Below are 19,369 nucleotides of genomic sequence, written 5' to 3'. Positions count from 1 at the left end.
TCGCCCCCTCAATCCCAGTTGAGGACACGGGGCAGCTTACCCTTGCGGGCGAGCGTACCGATCACGCCGTTGGGGAAGAACATCAACCCGAGAACCATGACGAAACCGGTCGCCAGAATGTTGATCTCGGAGGCACCGAGGGTCGCCACGAAGATCTCGTTGAAAGCGACGATCAGGATCGCGCCGACGACCGGCCCGGCAATCGTGCCCTTGCCGCCGAGAATGCACATCAGCACCAGGTTTGCCGAAACGAGGATGATCAGGAAGATGTTCGGCCGGAGATAGGTGAGATATTCGCCCCAGACCGCCCCTGCCATGCCGACGAAGAAGGCCGAGAGCGCGAAGGCGAGCACCTTGTAGAAGCGGGTGTTGATTCCCGCACTTTCCGCCTTGACCTCATCCTTGGATAGCGCGCGAAGGCCGAGCCCAAACTTGGAATGCTTGATGCGATAGGTGGCCCATACAGTGAAGGCGGCCATCAGCACGAAGGCGTAGTAATAGGGCAATTTGGCGGTCTCGACCGGTAGGTCGGTGACCGGCAACGACATGCCGTTGGCGCCGCCGATGAACTCCCAATGGTCGAACAGGATGCGGGCGATCATCAGAAGCGCGATCGACGAGATAATGAAGCTCGGGCCACGGACTTTCAGCGTGATCAGGCCGACGAGATAGCCGCAGGCCGCAGCCGCCAATCCGGCGAGCGGCGCCGTCAGCAGCGTCGAAATCCCGTACCGCGCTAGAAGCATGCCGGAGAAATAGCCGCCGATTGCGAAGAAGACCGCATGGCCGAGCGAGATATAGCCGGCGAAGCCGCCGATGATGTTCCAGCCGCTGGCCATGACCGCATAGGAGGCGGTGAACAGCACGAGATGCAGCAGGTAATTGTAGTTCCCGGTCAGTTGCAGGAGCGGCAGGGCGAGCAGAAGACCGAGAACAGCCAAGGGAAACCATGTGGCACGGGTCTGGTCATGCTGGCGCGCGAGCTTCTGGTTGTGAATGCGACGGGCCTCGAGCACCGATCCCGCGTCGGCTTGTTGCAGGTTTACGGCCATTATACCAGCTCCGGTTTTTCGCCGAACAGGCCCTGGGGACGGATCAGCAGGATGACGAACAGTGCGAGGAAGAAGGTCATGGTTGACCAGGTGGCGCCCACCCAGGTGCCGACAAACGCGGCAATGACCGACAGAAGAAGGGCGGCGACGACGGTGCCAAGCACGCTGCCCATGCCGCCGAGCACGACGACCGACATCAGCATTGCGATCCATTCCCACTGCTTGGCGGGGAAGAAGCTGAAGACGAAGCTCACCAGCGAACCCGCAGCACCTGCAAGCCCGATGCCGATTGCAAAGGCGATCATGCTGATGAGGTTGACGTTGACGCCAAGCAGTTCGGCGGCCTCACGGTTCTGCGTGGTGGCGCGGATGGCGTAACCGAGCCGCGAGTAGTTGAGGAAGAGCGTTAGCGCGCCGATGATCGCCAGCGACACACAGCCGGCATAGAGTTGACCCTTCGGAATGAACAGGCTGCCGATGAAGAAGGCATCCGTCGCATAATCCGGCGAGGTCACGCGCTGGGTGTTGGTGAAGGCGGCGCCGAGGAAGCCTTCAACGATCATCGCCAGAGCGAAGGTCAGAAGCACCGTCATTTCCGAGTAGCGCGCGCTTTTCGCCTGACTCTCGAACATCTGGCGATAGAGCAGCACGCCGATCGCCGCCATGATCAGTGCCGCGATGGGGAGCGTGGCGATCGGGTCGAGGCCCCAGAGCTTGAAGGCCCAATAGCTGACATAGGCGCCGCAGATGATCAGCGACGGATGCGCCAGGTTGACGATGCGCATGACACCGAAGACCAGCGAGAGTCCGGACCCCATCAGCGCGATTACGCCGCCGAGCGCGAGGCCGAGTATCAGTATCTGAAGAATGTCTGTCATCACGTCCTCCGCTACGCGACCTTGCGGCCGCCGAGGTAAAGTTCCTGGATGCGCGGGTCCGCCAGAACCGCCTCGGCCGGCCCCTCGAAGAGAGTGCGGCCGAGATCGAGCACAACGCCCCAGTCGGAATTCTTGAGGCCCATCAATGCGTTCTGCTCGACGAGCAGCACGGTGACGCCCTCCTGAGACATCATTTTCATGATGTCGAACATCTCCTGGACGATCTTCGGCGCGAGCCCGAGCGAGGGCTCGTCGAGCATGACGATGTCAGGCTTGACGATCAGCGCACGCGCCATCGCAAGTGTCTGCTGCTGGCCACCCGACATGGTTCCGGCATGCTGGTCGGCGCGCTCGCGCAGCACCGGAAAGCGCTCGAGGATTTCGTCGATGCGGCGGTCACGAAGCTTTGCGTCGTTGAGCACATATCCGCCCATGCGCAGGTTCTCGCGCACCGTCATCTTCGGAAACAGCGCCCGTTCCTGCGGCACGAAACAGATGCCCTTGCGCAGGATCTGGTCCGGACGCAGGCCGTTCAGCCGCTCGCCCTTGAAGATGACGTCACCCTTGCGGATCGTCAGCATGCCGCAGATCGCTTTCAGCAGCGTCGACTTGCCAGCGCCGTTCGGCCCGATGATGCAGTGGACCTTGCCGGGCTCGACCGTCAGCCGCGCGCCATCGAGAATGGCCGGACCGTCGCCATAGCCGGCGGTGATGTTGGTGACTTGCAGGAGATCGCTCATCAGGCCGCTTCCTCTTCCAGTACGCCGCCCAGATAGGCTTCGAGCACATGCGGATCGCGACGCACCACGTCGGGCGTGCCGTCGCAGATCACCCGCCCGTGCGCCATGACGACGACGCGGTGCGAAAGCCGCATGATCAGGTCCATGTTGTGTTCGACGATCAGCACCGTCAGCCCCTTGGCGTTGAGCGCCCGGATATGGCCGACGATCTCTTCGAGCAGCGTCGGGTTGACGCCGCCGGCCGGCTCGTCGAGCAGGATGATCTTCGGATCGGCCATCAGCAGTGCAGCCAGATCCATCAGCTTCTTCTGGCCGTAGGACAGGTTGTGCCCGTCCTCGTAGGCGATGCGGGTGATCCCGAGAAAATCGAGGATCGACATCGCCTTGTCCCGCTCTTCCGCTGTGACCGCCGGCCGGAACAGATCGGCAAAGCCGCGGCAGCGCGCCTGCACGATCACGTTTTCCAACACCGTCATGTCGCCGAGGTTGCGCGAGATCTGGAAGGTCCGGCTGAGGCCCTTGGCCGTGATCTTGTGCGGGCGCAGATTGTCGATCCGCTCGCCATCCAGCCAAACCTCGCCAGAGGTCGGAACGACGGTGCGGCTGATGCAATTGAAGGCCGTGGTCTTGCCGGCGCCGTTCGGGCCGATGAGTGCCGTGATCGAGCCTTTCTCGACCGTGAAGCTTGCGCCGTCTACGGCGCGAATTCCGCCGTAGTGCTTGCACAGGTTCTTAACCTCGAGCATCCGCGCGATCTCCTTGTACTAGAAATTGGGTAGTAGATGCCTGTGGAACGGGAGGGCGCCTCGCGGACGAAACACCCTCCCCTGCCTTGCAAAGGGTCAGAAACCGGACTTGGGATAGCGGAAGGGCACGATGCCCTCGAACTGGCCGGTCGGGTAGACGAAGGTCAGCTTGCCATCCTGCCACTGGGTCATGATGTGCGCCTTGTCGACCGGAAGGCCTAGATCGTCCCAACTGAAATCGCCGAGAACGGTCTGAACAGGCTGTTCCTTGGTGCGGGCGTGCAGCCATTCGCCCATCTTGGCATTGTCCGTGGTGCCGGCGCCGACGATCGCCTGCTCGATACCCTGGCAGACGGCGAAGGGGATGGCGCTGTCTTCGTCCGGCTCGACACCATATTCGGCTTCGAACGCCTTGACGAAATCGGCGTTGTCGAAGGGCTTTCCGGCAAGCGTGCTCTTGAACGGAACATCCTTATGCCAGGTGGTGTGAATGACGACGCCGTCGGCGGCATCCTTGCCAACACCCTCGATGAACTCCGTCTGGGCGCCCTGGCTGAGATAGACGAGTTTTGCCGATGCGCCGACCGTCTTGAGTGCACGCATGAGCTGCACCGCTTCTTCTGCCGAAGCCGTCAGGCCGACGATCATTTCTGCGCCCGAGCGTTTGATCGAGTTTGCTAGGTTCAGCCAGTCGTTGAACCCTTCCTCGGGCCACTTCTCCTCCATCACCGCATCGATCCCGGCTTCCTTGAAGTAGCCGGGCGCGAGGTCGGCGATTTCCTTGTCGTTCGCGGGATCGATCACCTTCTGGCCGAGAAGGCCGGTGGCGATCGCATTGGCGAAGAAGTCGTCGGCATGGACGACGGCGACGGTCTTCGGCGCATCTGCCGGATCCTTGATCTCCTTCAGGAGGCCGATCACGTCCTTGCCGGTGTATTCGGCCGCATTGACCTGGAAATAGAAGAGGTTCTTGTAGCCCTGGGCATAGATCCGGAGCGCCCCGCCCGAGGGAACCGGATGAACCATGTTGTACTTGGACAGAACGTTGCCGACCGGAAAGGTCAGGCGGCTCGAAAACGTGCCGTACACGGCGTCGACCTTGTCGACATTGATGAAGCGTTCGTACTGGTTGATGGCCGTCGCGGGATCGGAGCGATTGTCGCTAACGATCAGCTCCACCTGCTTGCCGAGAACGCCGCCCGCTTCGTTGATCAGCTTGTTGCAGAGCTCGTAGCCCCGCTTATGCTTCTCGCCGCTGACCGAAAGGCCACCGGTGATCGGCAGCGATGCGCCGATCCGTATTGTTTCCGCAGCGCTCGCAACGGTGCTTGCCGAAAGCACACTGACGGTTGCTGCCGCGATCAGCCGATTGAGTCCCATTTTGTCTCCTCCCAGACATTTGCGCGCAATCGTTTGCATAGCAGCGAAAAACAAATCGCCCGGCCACGCCGGACGCCACCTGCACACTGTTAGATCGACAGCAGGCCAGCTCCTCAACTGCCCTGCCGCAAACTGAATATGCAAACGATTGCACATTGGCGATTATGCGCAGCGTTTGCGCTTTGTCAAGCATCTATGCGAACGATTGCAAAACCTCTTGCAAGATTTTAAATGGAGGCGAGAGGTGACACATGCAAAAGAAACGAACCACGCTGAAGGACATTGCGCGCGCGACCGGCGTTCATGTGTCGACCGTATCGCGCGCGCTTGATCCGACCGAACGAAAGAGCATCACCCCAGAGGTCGTGGCAAAGATCCAGGCAGCAGCGGAACGCCTGGACTATCGCCCCAACCGCATCGCCTTCGGACTGCGCACCAACCGGACGATGACGGTCGGCGTCGTCATCCCGGATATCACCAATCCGATTTTCCCGCCGATCCTCCGAGGGATAGAAAGCGTTCTGGAACCACTCGGCTATGCGTCGATCATCGTCAACACGGATAGCGAACGTGAGCGCGAGGTTCGTCTTCTCGAAGTGTTGCGCGACCGGGGTGTGGACGGCCTCATTCATGCGGCGGTGCTGAGAAGCGACCCCTCAATCGCAAAGGCGGCGCAAGACGGCCTGTCGGTGGTCACGCTGAACCGGCGCGTGGAGCATTCGAACATTCCCTATGTCATCAACGACGAGGATATGGGCATCTGCGAGATGCTGCGCCACCTGACCAAACTCGGGCACCGGCGGATCGCGCATCTTGCCGGGCCACAGGATCTCTCGACCGGTCAATTGCGCCTTGCGGCCTTCCGCAATGCCGCGGAGCGGATGTCGATCGACATCGATCCACAGCTCATCGTCACCGCCATACGCTTCGACGAGGATGAGGGCGCCCCTTGCACGCGCGACCTGCTCGCATCCGGGCACGATTTCACCGCCGTGCTCTGCGCAAACGACCGCCTGGCGCTCGGCTGCATCGACGTCTTGCGGGAGAACGGCCTCGACTGTCCGTCGGACATTTCCGTCAGCGGCTTCAACGACATGCCGTTCCTGCAACTGGCGCGTCCGAGGCTGACGACCGTCCGCATCCAGCAATATGATGCGGGCATCACTGCCGCATCGATCCTGCTGCGCCTGATGAATGCCGGCGCTGAAGACGATATCCCGCTCGAGACCGTGCTGCCGGTGGAACTCGTGGAGCGTGAGAGTACGGGGCCGGTGGCAGCGCAGAAACGCTGACAATTCTCCCGGCCGGCAATTCACCAGTTCATCGGCTTCGGTCTGCCCTCCGCATGCTAGGCGGCGCCTGTGCGCGAGATTTCGCCGGCGACATGCATGCAATCGATTGCCTATTGTTTCGTGCAATCGATTGCCTTAAGGTCACATCGATAAACCGTCAATGCGCCGGGCAGTGTTGCCGCCGGCCGAAAGACATCGCGTCAAGAGGGAGGAACTTATGGCGTATCCGCGATCCTTGATTGGAAAGACAGTTCTCGTTACCGGCGGAAACGGCGCGATCGGCGCCGCGACTGGGCGCCTGTTCGCAGAAGCAGGAGCGACGGTCCTCATCACCCATACACCGGGCGAGCAGAGTGCCGCGCGTGCCGAAGCAGTGCTTTCCTCCTTTGCCAACCCGGAACGTCATGAGCGATTTGCCGTCGACATCACGGAATCCAATGCCCTTGGAAGTCTCGCCAGTGCCATCGAACGGAAATTCGGTCGGCTCGACGTACTGGTCAACGCGGCGGGCTTCACCAAGCCGATCGCCCACCGGGATCTCGATGCCCTGACGGATGAGCTGATCGACGATATCTTCAAGGTGAATTGGCGAAGCCAGTTCGCCGTGATCCGCGCCTTCGCTCCGCTTTTGAAAAAGTCCGGCGACGGGCTCGTCGTCTCCATCTCGTCGATCGCCGCCTTCACCGGTATCGGATCGAACATCGCCTATTGCGCAGCCAAGGCCGGTATCGACGTGATGACCAAGGCGCTCGCACGCGTCCTGGCACCGGAAGTCAGAGTGCTTGCCATTTCCCCTGGCGTTGTCGACACGCAATTCGTTCCCGGGCGAGGTTCGGACTTTAACGAGAAGGTAGCGGCTTCGACCCCGCTCGCGCGCATCGGCGAAGTCGACGATATCGCCGCCGCCATCCTGGCCAGCGCGACGTTGCTCGGCTTTTCGACGGGCCACATCATCCAGGTGGATGGCGGCCGGGCACTCTGATGGAGCGACAATTGAGCACCCCCCGGACCGGTCGCGCGGGCGCCCTGCCCTTCCTATATTGTCAACTATCCCCGGCGGTGGCGGCCGATAACATTTGCAGGAAGGCGGAGATCGAAATGGTCGAACAGGTCATCGACAACAGGCAGGCTTCCCGATTTGAACTACCGATCGGCGACGAGATCGCCGTGGCCTACTATCGACTGGAGGACGGCCGTGTCGTCCTTACGCACACGGAAGTACCGCAGGCCCTGTCGGGACAAGGGATCGGCACGCGGCTTGCCACCGGTGTCTTCGACATCCTTCGCGCGCAAAACGCGCGCGTCATCGCCAAGTGTCCCTTCATGGCCGCCTTTGCAGCCAAACACCCCGATTACATGGCGCTGCTCGACGGCTGAGCGCCCGGCAATGCCGCACCATGGCGGTGGCCGCGACCGCCGCCTGACTGGATGACGGGCAAAGCCAAAGCGCTCAGTTTTGAGGCAGAGCCCCGTCCAGACCGTCGAGCAAGGCGCGACGGATTGCGAAAAGCTCCGGCGGCAATCTTTGGCCGAAGGACTGCAGCAAGGCGTCGTGGCTTTGCAGCTCCCTTTCGAGTTCGGCCGGATCGAGCTTCATCAGCGCGTCGAAGGTCTGACGGTCGTAGTCGAGACCATTCCAGTCGATGTCGTCGTAGCCCGGCACCAGGCCGACCGACGCAGCTTCTCCATCGCCGGTGTTCTCCGTCCTTTGCACGATCCACTTGAGCACGCGCACGTTATGCCGGAAGCCGGGCCAGAGAAATGCACCACCCTCGTCGCGACGGAACCAGTTGACGCGGAAGATTGCTGGCACGTTCACAAGCCGGTCGTCCATCGAAAGCCAGTGGGTGAAATAGTCGGCCATGTTGTAACCGCAGAAGGGCAGCATCGCGAAAGGATCGCGGCGCGTGGCCGCCTGGTTTTCGGCAGCGGCCGTCGCTTCCGACCCGAGCGTTGCCGCCCAGTAGACGCCCTCGCGCCAGTCCCTTGCCTCAAAGACGAGCGGAAAAGTGTGAGAGAGGCGCCCGCCAAAGATGAAGGCCGAAATCTGCACGCCGGTGGGATCGGCGGCCGATGGGTCCATGCTCGGGCAGCGATCGCGCGAGACGGTGAAGCGCGCGTTCGGATGCGCCGCCGGGCGGCCGGCCTGAGGCGTCCAGTCGAGACCGCGCCAATCCACCAGCGCCGGTGGCGGCACGTCCGTCAAACCCTCCCACCAGACGTCGCCATCGGGCGTGAGCGCGCAATTCGTGAAGATGGTATCGCGCGCGATCGCCGCCATCATGTTGGGGTTGGTCTTTTCGTTGGTGCCCGGGGCAACGCCGAAGAAGCCGGTCTCCGGGTTGATGGCCCTCAAGGTGCCGACCGCATCCGGCCGGATCCAGGCAATGTCGTCGCCGATGGTCTTGACCTTCCACCCCGCAAAACCCTCGGGCGGCAGAAGCATGGCGAAATTGGTCTTGCCGCAGGCAGACGGAAAGGCCGCGGCGACATAGGTGGTTTTGCCAGTGGGGGCCTCTACGCCCATGATCAGCATGTGCTCGGCGAGCCACCCCTCCTGTCGGCCCTTCAGCGAGGCGGTCCGCAATGCCAGGCACTTCTTGCCGAGAAGCGCATTGCCGCCGTAGCCGGAACCGAAGGATGCGATCGAGCCGTCGTCCTGGAAGCTCACAATATATTTGTGCTCCGCGTTGCAAGGCCACGGCACATCGCGATCGCCGGGCGCAAGCGGGGCTCCGACCGAGTGCAGGCAGCGCACGAATTCGCCCGTGCCAAGCGCACGCAGGACCGGCAGACCGATATGCGCCATCAGCTTCATGCTGACAGCCACATAGGCGGAATCGGTGATCTGGACGCCGATCATCGAGAGGTCCGAGCCCGGTTGCCCCATGGAGAACGGGATCACATACATGGTGCGCCCGCGCATCGATCCCTTGAACAGCCGCGAAAGCTCGACGCGCATGCTGGCCGGATCCGCCCAATTGTTGGTCGGCCCTGCATCTTCCCGGTTGGACGTGCAGACGAAGGTGCGATGCTCGAGGCGGGCGACATCGCCGGGATCGGAGCGGCAAAGGAACGAGTTCGGGCGCTTGGCTTCGTCCAACCGGATAAAGGTGCCCGCGGTGACAAGGGTCTTGCAGAGACGTTGATATTCCGCCTCGCTGCCGTCGCAGACATGGACCTGATCCGGTTCGCACAGGGCCCGAACCTCGTCGATCCATTGGTTGAGCGCGGGGTTTGTCATGGTTGTCGGATCTTGCATGGATAGGTCTCTCACTTGGCACCAATCAAGGCTGCGCTCAGGGCCAGCCGCCTTCTGAGCGCGGAAGCGCCCTCACATGTTCGGATAGACCGGGCCTTCGCCGCCTTGGGGCGGCACCCAGTTGATGTTCTGGTTGGGGTCCTTGATGTCGCAGGTCTTGCAGTGCACGCAGTTCTGCGCGTTGATGACGAAGACTTGCCTGCCGTCTTTCTCCACCCATTCATAGACCCCGGCCGGACAGTAGCGGGTCGACGGGCCGGCATAGACGTCGTGCTCGGAGCGCTTCTGCAGGTCCATGTCCTTGACCTGCAGGTGGACCGGCTGGTCCTCCTCATGGTTGGTGTTCGACAGGAACACCGAGGACAGCCGGTCGAAGGTCAAAACCCCATCCGGCTTCGGATAGTGGATCTTCTGGTGCTGGGTTGCCGGCTCCAGGCTCTGCGCATCGGTTAGCCCATGTTTCAACGTGCCGAAGAAGGAGAAGCCGAACAGCTGGTTGGTCCACATGTCGAGACCACCGAGCCCAACGCCGATCGCCGTACCGAACTTCGACCACAGCGGCTTGACGTTGCGAACCCGCTTCAAATCCTGGCCGATGGCACTGTCGCGCCAGCCGCGCTCGATCTCGATCGGCTCGTCATTGGCCCGGCCGGAGGCAATCGCCGCCGCCAGCTTCTCGGCGGCGAGAATGCCCGACAGCACCGCATTGTGGCTACCCTTGATGCGCGGCACGTTGACGAGGCCGGCCGAACAGCCGATCAGCGCGCCGCCGGGGAAGGACAGCTTCGGCACCGACTGGTAGCCGCCCTCGGTGATGGCACGCGCCCCATAGGAAAGCCGCTTGCCGCCCTCGAAGGTGCCGCGAATGGCCGGATGCGTCTTGAAGCGCTGGAACTCCTCGAACGGGAAGAGATAGGGGTTCTTGTAGTTGAGGTGCACGACGAAGCCGACGGCCACCATGTTGTCTTCGAGGTGATAGAGGAACGAGCCGCCACCGGTCTTCATGCCGAGCGGCCAGCCGAACGAGTGCTGCACCAGGCCCGGACGATGGTTCTCGGGCTTGACCTGCCAGAGTTCTTTCAGGCCGATGCCGAATTTCTGGACGTCGCTGTCCCTGGAGAGATCGAACTTGGCGATCAGCTGCTTGGCGAGCGAACCGCGCACGCCCTCGCCGATCAGCGTGTATTTGCCCAGGAGCGCCATGCCGCGGGCGAAGTTCGGTCCCGGCTCGCCATTGCGCTCGATGCCCATGTCGCCGGTGGCAACGCCGATGACCGCGCCCTCGTCGTTGTAGAGCACTTCGGTGGCGGCAAAGCCCGGATAGATCTCGACGCCGAGTTCCTCCGCCTTCGTCGCCAGCCAGCGACAGACGTTTCCGAGCGAGACGATGTAGTTGCCGTGATTGTTCATCAGCGGCGGCATCAGGAAATTCGGCAGGCGAATCGAGCCGGCGGGGCCCAGGAACAGGAAGTGGTCGTCCTTCACTTCGGTCTTGAACGGATGGTCGGCGTCCTCGCGCCAATCCGGCAGCAGCCGGTCGATGCCGATCGGATCGACGACAGCACCCGAAAGAATGTGCGCACCGACCTCGGCACCCTTTTCGAGCACGACGACCGAAAGCTCCGGATTGACCTGCTTCAACCGGATCGCTGCCGCAAGACCCGCCGGTCCCGCACCCACGATCACAACGTCGAACTCCATGCTCTCGCGTTCAACCATCTGCATGCGCCTATCAATTGGCGGCCCCACTGAGGCGAGCCGCGCGGAACGCGACGGCCGCCCTCGCCGAGGACCGCTAGAAGTTTGCACGGCGACGAGCCGAAGACGGGGGCGTCGTCACCGTGCTGGAGGTTCGGTTCAATAGATCTGGTTCAGGAAGAACTCAGTCCTTCGGTGGCCAGGTCGGGATGCTCCCCCGGCCCGACGGAAACCGGATGTTCTTTGAGCGCGTGAACTCGCGCAGCGTTTCCACCGCATTTTCCCGACCGAAGCCGCTTCCCTTCTGGCCGCCGAAGGGCGAGCCGAGGAAGGCCCGGCGCATGTAGTTGTTGACGAAGATCATGCCCGCTTCGAGCTTGGCTGCGATCTTACCGGCATGGGCCTCGTCGGTCGTGCAGATCGCCGCCGTCAGACCGTACTCACTGTCATTGGCGATGCGGATCGCCTCTTCCTCGGTCGAAAACCGCATGATGCTGGCGATTGGACCAAACATCTCTTCGCGCGCCGGGGTCATGTCGGGTGTAACGTCAGCAAGAACCGTCGGTGCGACCCAGTAGCCGTCCTTCAAACGCTCGTCGGTCGGCAGCTTGCCCTGGGTGACGAGACGGGCTCCCTCCTTCAGCGCGATATCGAGGTAGCTGAGAACCTTGTCGCGGTGTTTCGCGTCGACCATGGCGCCGATATCGGTCGCCGGTTCAAGCCCGTCACCGACGACGAGCTTCTCGGTCGCCCGCGCGAACCGCTCCAGGAACTGATCATGGAGGCTATCGTGCACGAGGATGCGCGACGTCGAGGTGCAGGCCTCACCCTGATTGTAGAACATGCCTTCCAGCGCGACGTTGATCGCGACGTCGAGATCGGCATCGGGAAGCACGATCAGTGCGTTCTTGCCGCCCAGTTCCATCGTGGCATAGGTGAGGTTCTGCGCGGCCGACTGCAGCACGCGCCGGCCAGTCATCGTCGACCCGGTGAAGGTGATGCGCTCAACCAGCGGGTGGGAGGCAAGTGCCGGGCCGGAGGCCAAACCAGCGACAGCATTGAGAACGCCCGGCGGCAAGATCTCGTTGGCGAGTTCGACCAGCCGCAGCACCGTCAAGGGTGCCTGCTCGCCCGGCTTGATGACAACGGTATTGCCGGCGGCGAGTGCCGGCGCGCATTTCTTGGAAAAGTGGATCGGCGGCCAGTTGAAGGGCAGGATCGCGGCCACCACGCCATAGGGCTCGTAGTTGATGCGCGCCTCGATCGGACCCTGGTCGAGGATCTCTCCGTGGATCGTATCGGCGAGACCGCCGAAATAGTCAAAGCAGGCATGGCAGAACGACACGTCGAAGCGGAGCGCATCGCGACGTGGCTTGCCCACTTCGCGCGCCTCGATCTCGGCAAGTTCGTCCACGTGCTTGCGGATATGGGCGGCGACTTCGCGCAGGATCTGGCCGCGCTCGCGCGGAGAGCGGTCGCGCCAGGCCGGGAAGGCGCCGCGGGCGCTTCTGACTGCCTGGTCGACGTCGGTCTCCGATGCATTGGTCACATGCGCGATCGTCGCCCCGGTTGCCGGCTCCTCGACGCTGAACGTGGTGGCGCTGCCGTCGTCCAGAAATTCCCCGCCCACGAACAGGCCGGACATCCGGAGTGGCGCTCGCGCCTGATCCTCGACATTCTTAAGCATTGCTACTCCTCTCATTTTGCAATCAACCGCACATGCCGGACCGCCTCCCGGTCAGGCTTTTCTCTGTCCGTCGGACAATCCCGTTGTCCGGCTGGTTTCGTGTACGCCTAGCTCCTGCTCCTTGGCATCAGGCCCGGGGCCTGCGCGCTGAGGCCGCGCCGCGTCGTCGCGGGCACGGCGAGGTCGCTCAACCGTTTCGCCCGATAGGCCGTCGGCGTCATTCCGACCGACTTTCGAAACGCCCGCAGGAAATACTTCTCGTCGTTGTAGCCGACGGCATAGGCGATCTGGCCGATCGGCTCGTCGGTCAGCACCAGGCGTTCGCGCGCGTCATCGATGCGCATCTCGCGGATGAGCGCGTTGAAGCTGGTGCCCGTGTGCTGCCGCAACAGCGCGCACAGGCGGCTGCGGGAAAGCCTGGCATAGGCGGCCGCCTGATCGAGCGTCGGCGAACGCAGGTAGTTCTCGGCAATGAAATCGGAGATCCGGCGCATGTGCCCGCTGTCCCGGCCGATCGCCGGCAGCACCGGTGACAATTCGTCGAAACGATCCTCATAGGCACGGCAGATCCTGCCGAGCATCAGCGTCAGCTCGGCGCGAATGATCTCCCCGGTGCAGATTCGATCTTCGGCATGCTCAGTGATCATCACCCGGCAAGCCTCCTCGACGCGCGCAGCCTGGACTTCGTCGAGGTTGAATTCGATGTGCCCCTGCCAGGCGAAGGGCGTGAGCTCGGGGGCGATGCGCACCAGTTCCTGTATCGGATAAGAGCGCGTGATGCCCGGCCGGAGGAAATCGAGGTCGAAGTAGATAACGACGGACCGCGACGCGCTGCTGAACCGCATCTGATGCGGGGTCATGGGCGCGATGAAATAAACCGAGCCAGGCTGCGGCTTGTAGGATCTGAGACCGACGCGCGCCGTCGGCGCTTCGGTCATGAAATAGACTATCTGGAAGTAATCGTGCTTGTGGGCCGGATAGAGCCTTTGGGTCTTTTCGACCAGGCGGATATGGAAACGGGGCGCATCGGCCCGTTCGAGCGCGTAGGAACGAAAGGGCGCCGACAGGGTATCGTCAACGTCCTGATCCGCATCGCCGCCCGGCTGCCCATCTGTCGTCACCATCTCGTCCTCCCCGTTTGCCTCAGTGCCGATGCCACCTGCTCAAGTCGCGCTCGCGAGCGTCCCTTTCAACTCGGGAACGGCCTCGAAGAGATCGGCGACGAGACCATAATCGGCAACCTGGAAGATCGGCGCCTCCGCGTCCTTGTTGATCGCGACGATCACCTTCGAATCCTTCATCCCCGCCAGATGCTGGATCGCGCCGGAAATGCCGCAGGCGATGTAGAGGTCTGGCGCAACGATCTTGCCGGTCTGGCCGACCTGAAGGTCGTTCGACACATAACCGGCGTCAACGGCCGCGCGGCTCGCTCCCAATGCCGCCCCCAGCGTGTCGGCGAGCGGCGCGAGCACCGTCGCGAAATTATCGGCCGAGCCGATGCCACGCCCGCCGGACACGACGATACGCGCCGATGTCAGTTCGGGCCGTTCCGAAAGTGCGACAGCATTGGCGACGAATGTCGACCGGGAGGAGCCAGGGCTAACGTCGACTGTCTCGATTGGCTTCGCCTCACTCTGGCCCACCGGTCGGAATGCCGACGCCCGGATGGTGAGGACACGTTTCGGGTCTTTCGAGCGCACCGTCTGCACGATGTTGCCGGCATAGATCGGACGGCGAAACAGGTCGGGACCGCCGATCCCGATCACGTCCGAGATCTGCATGACATCGAGCAGTGCCGCGACACGCGGCATCACGTTCTTGCCGGTCGAGGTGGATGCCGCGACAATGGCGTCGTAATTGCCCGACAAGGCGACGATCACGTCGGCAAGCGACTCGGCGAGCTGGTTGGCAAGGCTTTCCCCATCCGCGACCAGGACCTTGGCGATGCCGTCGAGGCGGGCGGCAGCCCGGGCTGCGTCATGACACCCCTTACCTGCGACCAGCACATGGATGTCGTTGCCGAGGCCAAGGGCGGCGCTGACCGCCCTTGCCGTTGCCTCGTCCAGTTGCGCATTGCCGTGTTCGGCCAAGACAAGCACGCTCATGCCAGTACTCCCGCTTCCGTTTTCAGTCGTTCGACAAGCTCCGCCACCGATTTCACCTTGATGCCGGCGGCCCTTGTCGGCGGCTCTTCGAGGCGGACGACCTCCAGGCGCTCTTCGATAACCAAGCCGTAGTCCGAGGGCTGCTTTTGCTCCAACGGCTTCTTCTTGGCCTTCATGATGTTCGGCAGCGACGCATAGCGCGGCTCGTTCAGGCGCAGATCCGCCGTCACGATCGCCGGCAAGGCGAGCGCGATCGTCTGCAATCCGCCGTCGACCTCGCGAACAACGGTGGCGCGATCGCCATCGACGGTGAGCTGCGAGGCAAAGGTCGCCTGCGGCCAGCCGAGTTTTGCCGCCAGCATCTGTCCGGTTTGATTGCAATCATCGTCGACGGCCTGCTTCCCAAGAAGGATCAGAGCCGGCTGTTCTTCGCCGGCGACGGCGCTCAGCACTTTGGCGACGGCGAGAGGTTCGGTCGTCGCCTCCGTCCTGACAAGGAGGCCGCGATCAGCCCCCATCGCGAGCGCGGTCCGCAATGTCTCCGCCGCCTTTTCGGGGCCGACCGAAACGACGACCACCTCCGAGGCGATGCCCGCCTCCCTGAGGCGGACCGCCTCTTCGACCGCGATCTCGTCGAACGGGTTCATCGTCATCTTGATGGCGGCAAGGTCGAGACCGCTGCCATCGGACCGTAGCCTCACCTTCACGTTCGGATCGGCAACGCGCTTTATCGCGACCAGTATCTTCATCTTCGTCCTCCCGAGCCCGCCATCTCCTCCGGCAGGCCCTAGTTTTCAGGGCCTGCGTATTTGCCGGCGGTCGCCGGGAACATGGTCTTGATGATCTTCATCCGGCTGACGTCGACGGTCGCATCCATGTGCAGGAAGATCGCAGCATCGCGGAACAGCTTCTCGATGCCGAACTCCAGCATTGCGCCGTTGCCGCCATGCAGTTCCAGCGCGTGGGTCGCAACCTTCATGATCTCTTCCGAGGCGTAGACCTTGGCCATGTTGCAGAGAACATCCATGTCCGGGTGGCCCTCGTCGACGGCCCGCGACGCCCGCTCGATCAATGCGCGCACCGCCTCGATCCGTGTCGCCATGTCGGCGAGCCGCAGGGCCACCGCCTGGTGCTTGATGAGAATGCGCCCACCCTGCACATAGTTCTGGACATAGTCGGCCGTGCGCTCGAAGCAGGCGACACCGACGCCGAGGTTCTTGGCCGCCTGGATGATCTTGCCGGCCCGGAAATACTGCCCGGCGCTGCCAAGGGCTGTGTTCTGGACGAGAAGGTGATCCGCCGGCACGCGGCAGTCTTCGAAGACCAGCTCCCCGTTATTCATGAAACGGCAGCCCATGGTCTCGTTGCATTTCGTCACCGTCAGGCCGGGCGTGTCGCGCGGCACGAGGAAACTCGAGGTTCCCTGCAGCATGCCGACGGAGGAGTCCGTATTGGCATAAACGACGTAGAGGCTCGCATCGAAGCCGTTCGAGATGAACTGCTTGCGGCCGTTGATCACCCAATGGCCGTCCTTGAGCACCGCCTTCGTGTGCATCGCAGCCTCGGGCACGTTGTAGGGGAGCCAACGATCGGAAGCGCCGCGCGGCTCGGTAAGGCAATGGGCCAGCAGGAACTGCGGGTCCGCCAGAAGGCGCGGGAACCACTTGTCCTGCAGGTGCTTCGGAGCGAATTCGCGCAGGAGGATCGAAACCTTCCAGTTCTGCACCAGCTTGTCGGCAAGGCCGGAGTCGCCGCGGGCGATTTCCTCGGAGATCAGCGCGAAGGTCCTAACCTCCGTCTCCCGCTCCAGATCGACGCCGCCATAGGCTTCCGGCACGCCGAGCGTGCGGACACCGATCGTTTCGGCACCCTCCAGGATCGAGCGCGGCAGCCGCTCACCCGGGCTCATGTCCCATTCGCGCTGCCAGTTCGATCGAATGAAGGGCGTCACCGCGTCGTCGACGAAGGCGCGGCAGCTGTCGCGCATCATTCGCTGTTCCTGGGACAGTGAGCCGTCATCGGCGTGGATCATTTCTCGCTCCCTTGGTTCTGATCTGGCGGGTTCCTCATCCTGCCGACAGATTGGTAGCTTGCCCCTCTCGTGGAGATGAGGTTCGAGTGTGCTCTTTTGGTGGACTATCGTCCAATTCGACGTGGATTTTCTGCGCACCATAGGAAGCAATTGACCGCCGGACTTCGCCTCAACGGCTCCACATGCCATCGCAGTCTGGATCGGGACTCCCCGAAATCATTGTCCTATTTTTAAGGCACTGTGGCTCGATGTCAGCAACTAGCGCCGGTTTGTAGCGTCCGTATCTTTTTGGGCCCGCTTTCTCAGGCGTGGCGAAGACGGCTCGGCCAGCATCCGACGCCGCACCTGCCGGAGAATGCAACGCGAACCACCCGCGCCATCCGCCAGGTTGGTTTCAACGATCCTGTTGAGGAGAGTGCCTTGATCCGCCGATTTTCGACCTTCTGCCTCGCCGCGGCGCAGCTTGCCGTTTTCACGCAACCGTCATTGGCAAACGATCGTGCCGACCTCGTGCTCAGAAACGGCACCATCGTCACCATGGACGAGGTCCGGCCGGCGGCGGAAGCGCTTGCCATTGCCAATGGCCGCATCGTGGCGGTCGGCAGCGACGAGGAAATCGAAAAGCTGGTGCAGCCTGACACGGAGGTCCTGGACCTTGGCGGCCGCACCGTCATTCCCGGCCTTGTCGACACGCATATCCATGCGATCCGCGGCGGCCAGACCTATCCTTTCGAGACCTACTGGCACGACCAAACGAGCCTTGCGAGCGCGCTCGAAGCCTTGAAGACTGCGGCGCGGGATCGCGCCAGGGACCAGTGGGTCGCGGTCGTCGGCTCCTGGCATCCGGACCAGTTCGCCGAGCGCCGTCCGCCCGAGCTTGCCGACCTCGACAAGGCCCTGCCGGACACCCCGGCCTATGTGCAATATCTCTATGACTACGCACTCGTGAACATCAAGGGGATCGAGCTGCTTGCGCTCGACAGCCCCACACCGAAACTACCGCCCGGCGTCAGAGTTGAGCGCAACGGCGAGAATCGCGCGACGGGCAAGCTCTTCGGGAACATCGGCTCGTTCAACGTGCTCTTCGGACAACTCAGCGCGATTGGAAAGGAAGAGCGCAAGGCGAACCTCAAGGTGTTCTTCTCGCATCTCAATGCAGCCGGGGTTACCGGCTTCATCGACCCTTCCGCAGGGCCGGCGGCCGGCTACGAACCGTTCTTCGCGCTCCGCGACGAAGGCGGCCTGACGCTGAGGGCCGGCTACCGCATTCCGGCGTCCCATCCCGGCAAAGAGGCTGAATGGTTCCGCGAGATCATGTCGTTCCGTCCCGCCGTCCACGACGACGGCACGCTGAGCTTCCTCGGCATTGGGGAATCCCTGGTCTTTGCGATGAACGACGGCGTGCAGATGGGGCCGGGTTTCGCGCCGCCCAAGGAAGCCCGCGACGAACTGCTGAAAGTCGCGCTGTTCGCTGCGGAACGACACATCCCCGTCGAGATCCATGCCTATACCGATGATGCCGCGAGCGCGATCCTCGACGTCTTCGAGGAGGTGCACAAGACGCACCCGCTCAATGACCTCAGGTGGTCGATCGCCCACCTCAACACCGGATCGGAACGAACCCTCGACCGAATGCAGAAGATGGGCCTCGCCTACACCGTCCAGATGGGGCCGTATTTCGAGGCTCCTGCCATCAGGGAAGCGAACGGTGCCGCGGTCGCTGCACTTTCGCCACCGACGCGGCTCGCCATCGACAAGGGGATCATGGTGGCCGGTGGCACCGACTCTACCCGCATCGGCGTCGCCGGCGTCTGGCAGGCGATAAAATATCACCTGACGGGGCGTTCGCTCGGAGGCACAGTGCAAAAGGCGGATGATCAGTTGTTGACGCGTGAGGATGCGCTTCGCCTCTATACCCGCAACGCCGCTTGGATCGGCTTTGCGGAAGAGGACCGCGGCACGCTGTCCACGGGCAAGTTCGCCGATCTTGCCGTGATTGACAAACCTTACATGACCATGCCGGTGGACGAGGTCGATACGGTCCGCTCCGTCCTGACCCTGCTCGGCGGCAAGATCGTGTATGACTCAGGCGTCGTCGAGACAGGGCGACCATAGCGCCGAGCGACGCCTGTCGGGGGACGGCCTTCCATCAGCAGCCATCGAACAGGCGCCACATTCTCACCACTCGATAACCCGATTTACGCACCCGTCTAATCCTTGACGGGCGCGTGCACTGTGAGACGCTATGACTTCACGGTTGTAGTGCGTAGGGGGCATCCAGTGAAATTCTCAAAGTCCAAGAAGAAGCATCCCGGAAAGATGCACAAGGCAATTGTAGCTGTCGGCCGCTATGATGACGGGTTCGTCGGCGCAGGGCGCACCACCCCCGGTTTCTCCTATCGGGGACGATGGCTCAACGAAGGATGCCCGGGCACCTTCGAGACATGGCTCGTCAACAAGGGCGTCATGCCCAAGGTGTAGCGCGGTCACTCAGAAC

At 62.6% G+C, this 19,369-nt stretch carries 17 protein-coding genes; 5 read left to right on the top strand and 12 right to left on the bottom strand.

Features of this window, described 5'->3' with window-relative positions:
- Positions 1-8: 8 nt before the first annotated feature.
- The 5 genes from LAC81_RS33195 to LAC81_RS33175 all read right to left on the bottom strand — a co-directional run bounded on the left by LAC81_RS33195 (position 9) and on the right by LAC81_RS33175 (position 4,796).
- Complete coding sequence (locus tag LAC81_RS33195; protein WP_223728848.1) at positions 9-1,052, bottom strand: branched-chain amino acid ABC transporter permease; 1,044 nt, start codon at positions 1,050-1,052, stop codon at positions 9-11.
- The gene (locus LAC81_RS33190) at positions 1,052-1,930 is read right to left on the bottom strand and encodes a branched-chain amino acid ABC transporter permease (protein ID WP_223728847.1); all 879 of its coding nucleotides are present in this window, start codon (positions 1,928-1,930) and stop codon (positions 1,052-1,054) included. Before LAC81_RS33190 ends, LAC81_RS33195 begins: the two co-directional genes overlap by 1 nt.
- Before the next feature lie 11 nt (positions 1,931-1,941).
- Positions 1,942-2,670: an ABC transporter ATP-binding protein gene (locus LAC81_RS33185; protein WP_223728846.1), complete on the bottom strand. Its 729-nt coding sequence runs from the start codon at positions 2,668-2,670 to the stop codon at positions 1,942-1,944.
- The gene (locus LAC81_RS33180) at positions 2,670-3,416 is read right to left on the bottom strand and encodes an ABC transporter ATP-binding protein (RefSeq protein WP_223728845.1); all 747 of its coding nucleotides are present in this window, start codon (positions 3,414-3,416) and stop codon (positions 2,670-2,672) included. The genes LAC81_RS33185 and LAC81_RS33180 overlap by 1 nt, the downstream gene beginning before the upstream one ends.
- Positions 3,417-3,512: 96 nt before the next feature.
- Positions 3,513-4,796: an amino acid ABC transporter substrate-binding protein gene (locus tag LAC81_RS33175; protein ID WP_223728844.1), complete on the bottom strand. Its 1,284-nt coding sequence runs from the start codon at positions 4,794-4,796 to the stop codon at positions 3,513-3,515.
- Positions 4,797-5,047: 251 nt separating this feature from the next.
- Between LAC81_RS33175 and LAC81_RS33170 the strand changes: the two genes are divergently transcribed.
- The 3 genes from LAC81_RS33170 to LAC81_RS33160 all read left to right on the top strand — a co-directional run bounded on the left by LAC81_RS33170 (position 5,048) and on the right by LAC81_RS33160 (position 7,465).
- Complete coding sequence (locus LAC81_RS33170) at positions 5,048-6,088, top strand: LacI family DNA-binding transcriptional regulator (RefSeq protein WP_223728843.1); 1,041 nt, start codon at positions 5,048-5,050, stop codon at positions 6,086-6,088.
- A gap of 217 nt (positions 6,089-6,305) precedes the next feature.
- A complete protein-coding gene (locus LAC81_RS33165; RefSeq protein ID WP_223728842.1) occupies positions 6,306-7,070 on the top strand; it encodes an SDR family NAD(P)-dependent oxidoreductase in 765 nt (254 codons plus the stop codon).
- A gap of 116 nt (positions 7,071-7,186) precedes the next feature.
- A complete protein-coding gene (locus tag LAC81_RS33160) occupies positions 7,187-7,465 on the top strand; it encodes a GNAT family N-acetyltransferase (RefSeq protein WP_223728841.1) in 279 nt (92 codons plus the stop codon).
- Between the two features lie 73 nt (positions 7,466-7,538).
- Here the strand turns inward: LAC81_RS33160 and LAC81_RS33155 are convergent, their stop codons facing one another.
- From LAC81_RS33155 to LAC81_RS33125, 7 genes are all read right to left on the bottom strand, one after another.
- Complete coding sequence (locus LAC81_RS33155; RefSeq protein ID WP_223728840.1) at positions 7,539-9,350, bottom strand: phosphoenolpyruvate carboxykinase (GTP); 1,812 nt, start codon at positions 9,348-9,350, stop codon at positions 7,539-7,541.
- A 72-nt stretch (positions 9,351-9,422) separates the two neighbouring features.
- Positions 9,423-11,075, bottom strand: coding sequence for an electron transfer flavoprotein-ubiquinone oxidoreductase (locus tag LAC81_RS33150; protein WP_223728839.1), 1,653 nt, complete (start codon positions 11,073-11,075; stop codon positions 9,423-9,425).
- Positions 11,076-11,232: 157 nt separating this feature from the next.
- The gene (locus LAC81_RS33145; protein WP_223728838.1) at positions 11,233-12,735 is read right to left on the bottom strand and encodes an aldehyde dehydrogenase family protein; all 1,503 of its coding nucleotides are present in this window, start codon (positions 12,733-12,735) and stop codon (positions 11,233-11,235) included.
- A 107-nt stretch (positions 12,736-12,842) separates the two neighbouring features.
- Positions 12,843-13,859, bottom strand: coding sequence for an AraC family transcriptional regulator (locus tag LAC81_RS33140; RefSeq protein ID WP_223728837.1), 1,017 nt, complete (start codon positions 13,857-13,859; stop codon positions 12,843-12,845).
- Positions 13,860-13,898: 39 nt separating this feature from the next.
- Positions 13,899-14,840, bottom strand: coding sequence for an electron transfer flavoprotein subunit alpha/FixB family protein (locus LAC81_RS33135; protein ID WP_223728836.1), 942 nt, complete (start codon positions 14,838-14,840; stop codon positions 13,899-13,901).
- Entirely contained in the window at positions 14,837-15,589 is a 753-nt protein-coding gene (locus LAC81_RS33130; protein ID WP_223728835.1) for an electron transfer flavoprotein subunit beta/FixA family protein, read from the bottom strand. The genes LAC81_RS33135 and LAC81_RS33130 overlap by 4 nt, the downstream gene beginning before the upstream one ends.
- 38 nt (positions 15,590-15,627) lie before the next feature.
- Positions 15,628-16,872 (bottom strand): acyl-CoA dehydrogenase family protein, encoded by a 1,245-nt coding sequence (locus LAC81_RS33125; protein ID WP_043623505.1) that lies wholly within the window; start codon positions 16,870-16,872, stop codon positions 15,628-15,630.
- Between the two features lie 420 nt (positions 16,873-17,292).
- On the opposite strand from LAC81_RS33125, the gene LAC81_RS33120 reads away from it, so the two are divergent.
- Both LAC81_RS33120 and LAC81_RS33115 read left to right on the top strand, forming a co-directional pair.
- Complete coding sequence (locus LAC81_RS33120; protein WP_223728834.1) at positions 17,293-18,987, top strand: amidohydrolase; 1,695 nt, start codon at positions 17,293-17,295, stop codon at positions 18,985-18,987.
- Between the two features lie 165 nt (positions 18,988-19,152).
- Positions 19,153-19,353 carry a hypothetical protein gene (locus tag LAC81_RS33115; protein ID WP_223728833.1) on the top strand — a complete coding sequence of 67 codons (201 nt, stop codon included), beginning with the start codon at positions 19,153-19,155 and terminating at the stop codon, positions 19,351-19,353.
- Positions 19,354-19,369 lie beyond the last annotated feature (16 nt).

It is taken from the genome of Ensifer adhaerens (assembly GCF_020035535.1).
Classification (GTDB): domain Bacteria; phylum Pseudomonadota; class Alphaproteobacteria; order Rhizobiales; family Rhizobiaceae; genus Ensifer.
Note: the sequence above shows the minus strand (reverse complement) of the source record. Positions and strands in the feature narration are given on the sequence as shown.

What these genes read in the sequence shown, in the direction of transcription:
- LAC81_RS33150 (WP_223728839.1), bottom strand. Translation starts at nt 11,075, where the DNA reads ATGCAGATGGTTGAACGCGAGAGCATGGAGTTCGACGTTGTGATCGTG.
- LAC81_RS33140 (WP_223728837.1), bottom strand. Translation starts at nt 13,859, where the DNA reads ATGGTGACGACAGATGGGCAGCCGGGCGGCGATGCGGATCAGGACGTT.
- LAC81_RS33185 (WP_223728846.1), bottom strand. Translation starts at nt 2,670, where the DNA reads ATGAGCGATCTCCTGCAAGTCACCAACATCACCGCCGGCTATGGCGAC.
- LAC81_RS33160 (WP_223728841.1), top strand. Translation starts at nt 7,187, where the DNA reads ATGGTCGAACAGGTCATCGACAACAGGCAGGCTTCCCGATTTGAACTA.
- LAC81_RS33155 (WP_223728840.1), bottom strand. Translation starts at nt 9,350, where the DNA reads ATGCAAGATCCGACAACCATGACAAACCCCGCGCTCAACCAATGGATC.
- LAC81_RS33180 (WP_223728845.1), bottom strand. Translation starts at nt 3,416, where the DNA reads ATGCTCGAGGTTAAGAACCTGTGCAAGCACTACGGCGGAATTCGCGCC.
- LAC81_RS33135 (WP_223728836.1), bottom strand. Translation starts at nt 14,840, where the DNA reads ATGAGCGTGCTTGTCTTGGCCGAACACGGCAATGCGCAACTGGACGAG.
- LAC81_RS33165 (WP_223728842.1), top strand. Translation starts at nt 6,306, where the DNA reads ATGGCGTATCCGCGATCCTTGATTGGAAAGACAGTTCTCGTTACCGGC.
- LAC81_RS33145 (WP_223728838.1), bottom strand. Translation starts at nt 12,735, where the DNA reads ATGCTTAAGAATGTCGAGGATCAGGCGCGAGCGCCACTCCGGATGTCC.
- LAC81_RS33170 (WP_223728843.1), top strand. Translation starts at nt 5,048, where the DNA reads ATGCAAAAGAAACGAACCACGCTGAAGGACATTGCGCGCGCGACCGGC.
- LAC81_RS33190 (WP_223728847.1), bottom strand. Translation starts at nt 1,930, where the DNA reads ATGACAGACATTCTTCAGATACTGATACTCGGCCTCGCGCTCGGCGGC.
- LAC81_RS33125 (WP_043623505.1), bottom strand. Translation starts at nt 16,872, where the DNA reads ATGATCCACGCCGATGACGGCTCACTGTCCCAGGAACAGCGAATGATG.
- LAC81_RS33130 (WP_223728835.1), bottom strand. Translation starts at nt 15,589, where the DNA reads ATGAAGATACTGGTCGCGATAAAGCGCGTTGCCGATCCGAACGTGAAG.
- LAC81_RS33195 (WP_223728848.1), bottom strand. Translation starts at nt 1,052, where the DNA reads ATGGCCGTAAACCTGCAACAAGCCGACGCGGGATCGGTGCTCGAGGCC.
- LAC81_RS33175 (WP_223728844.1), bottom strand. Translation starts at nt 4,796, where the DNA reads ATGGGACTCAATCGGCTGATCGCGGCAGCAACCGTCAGTGTGCTTTCG.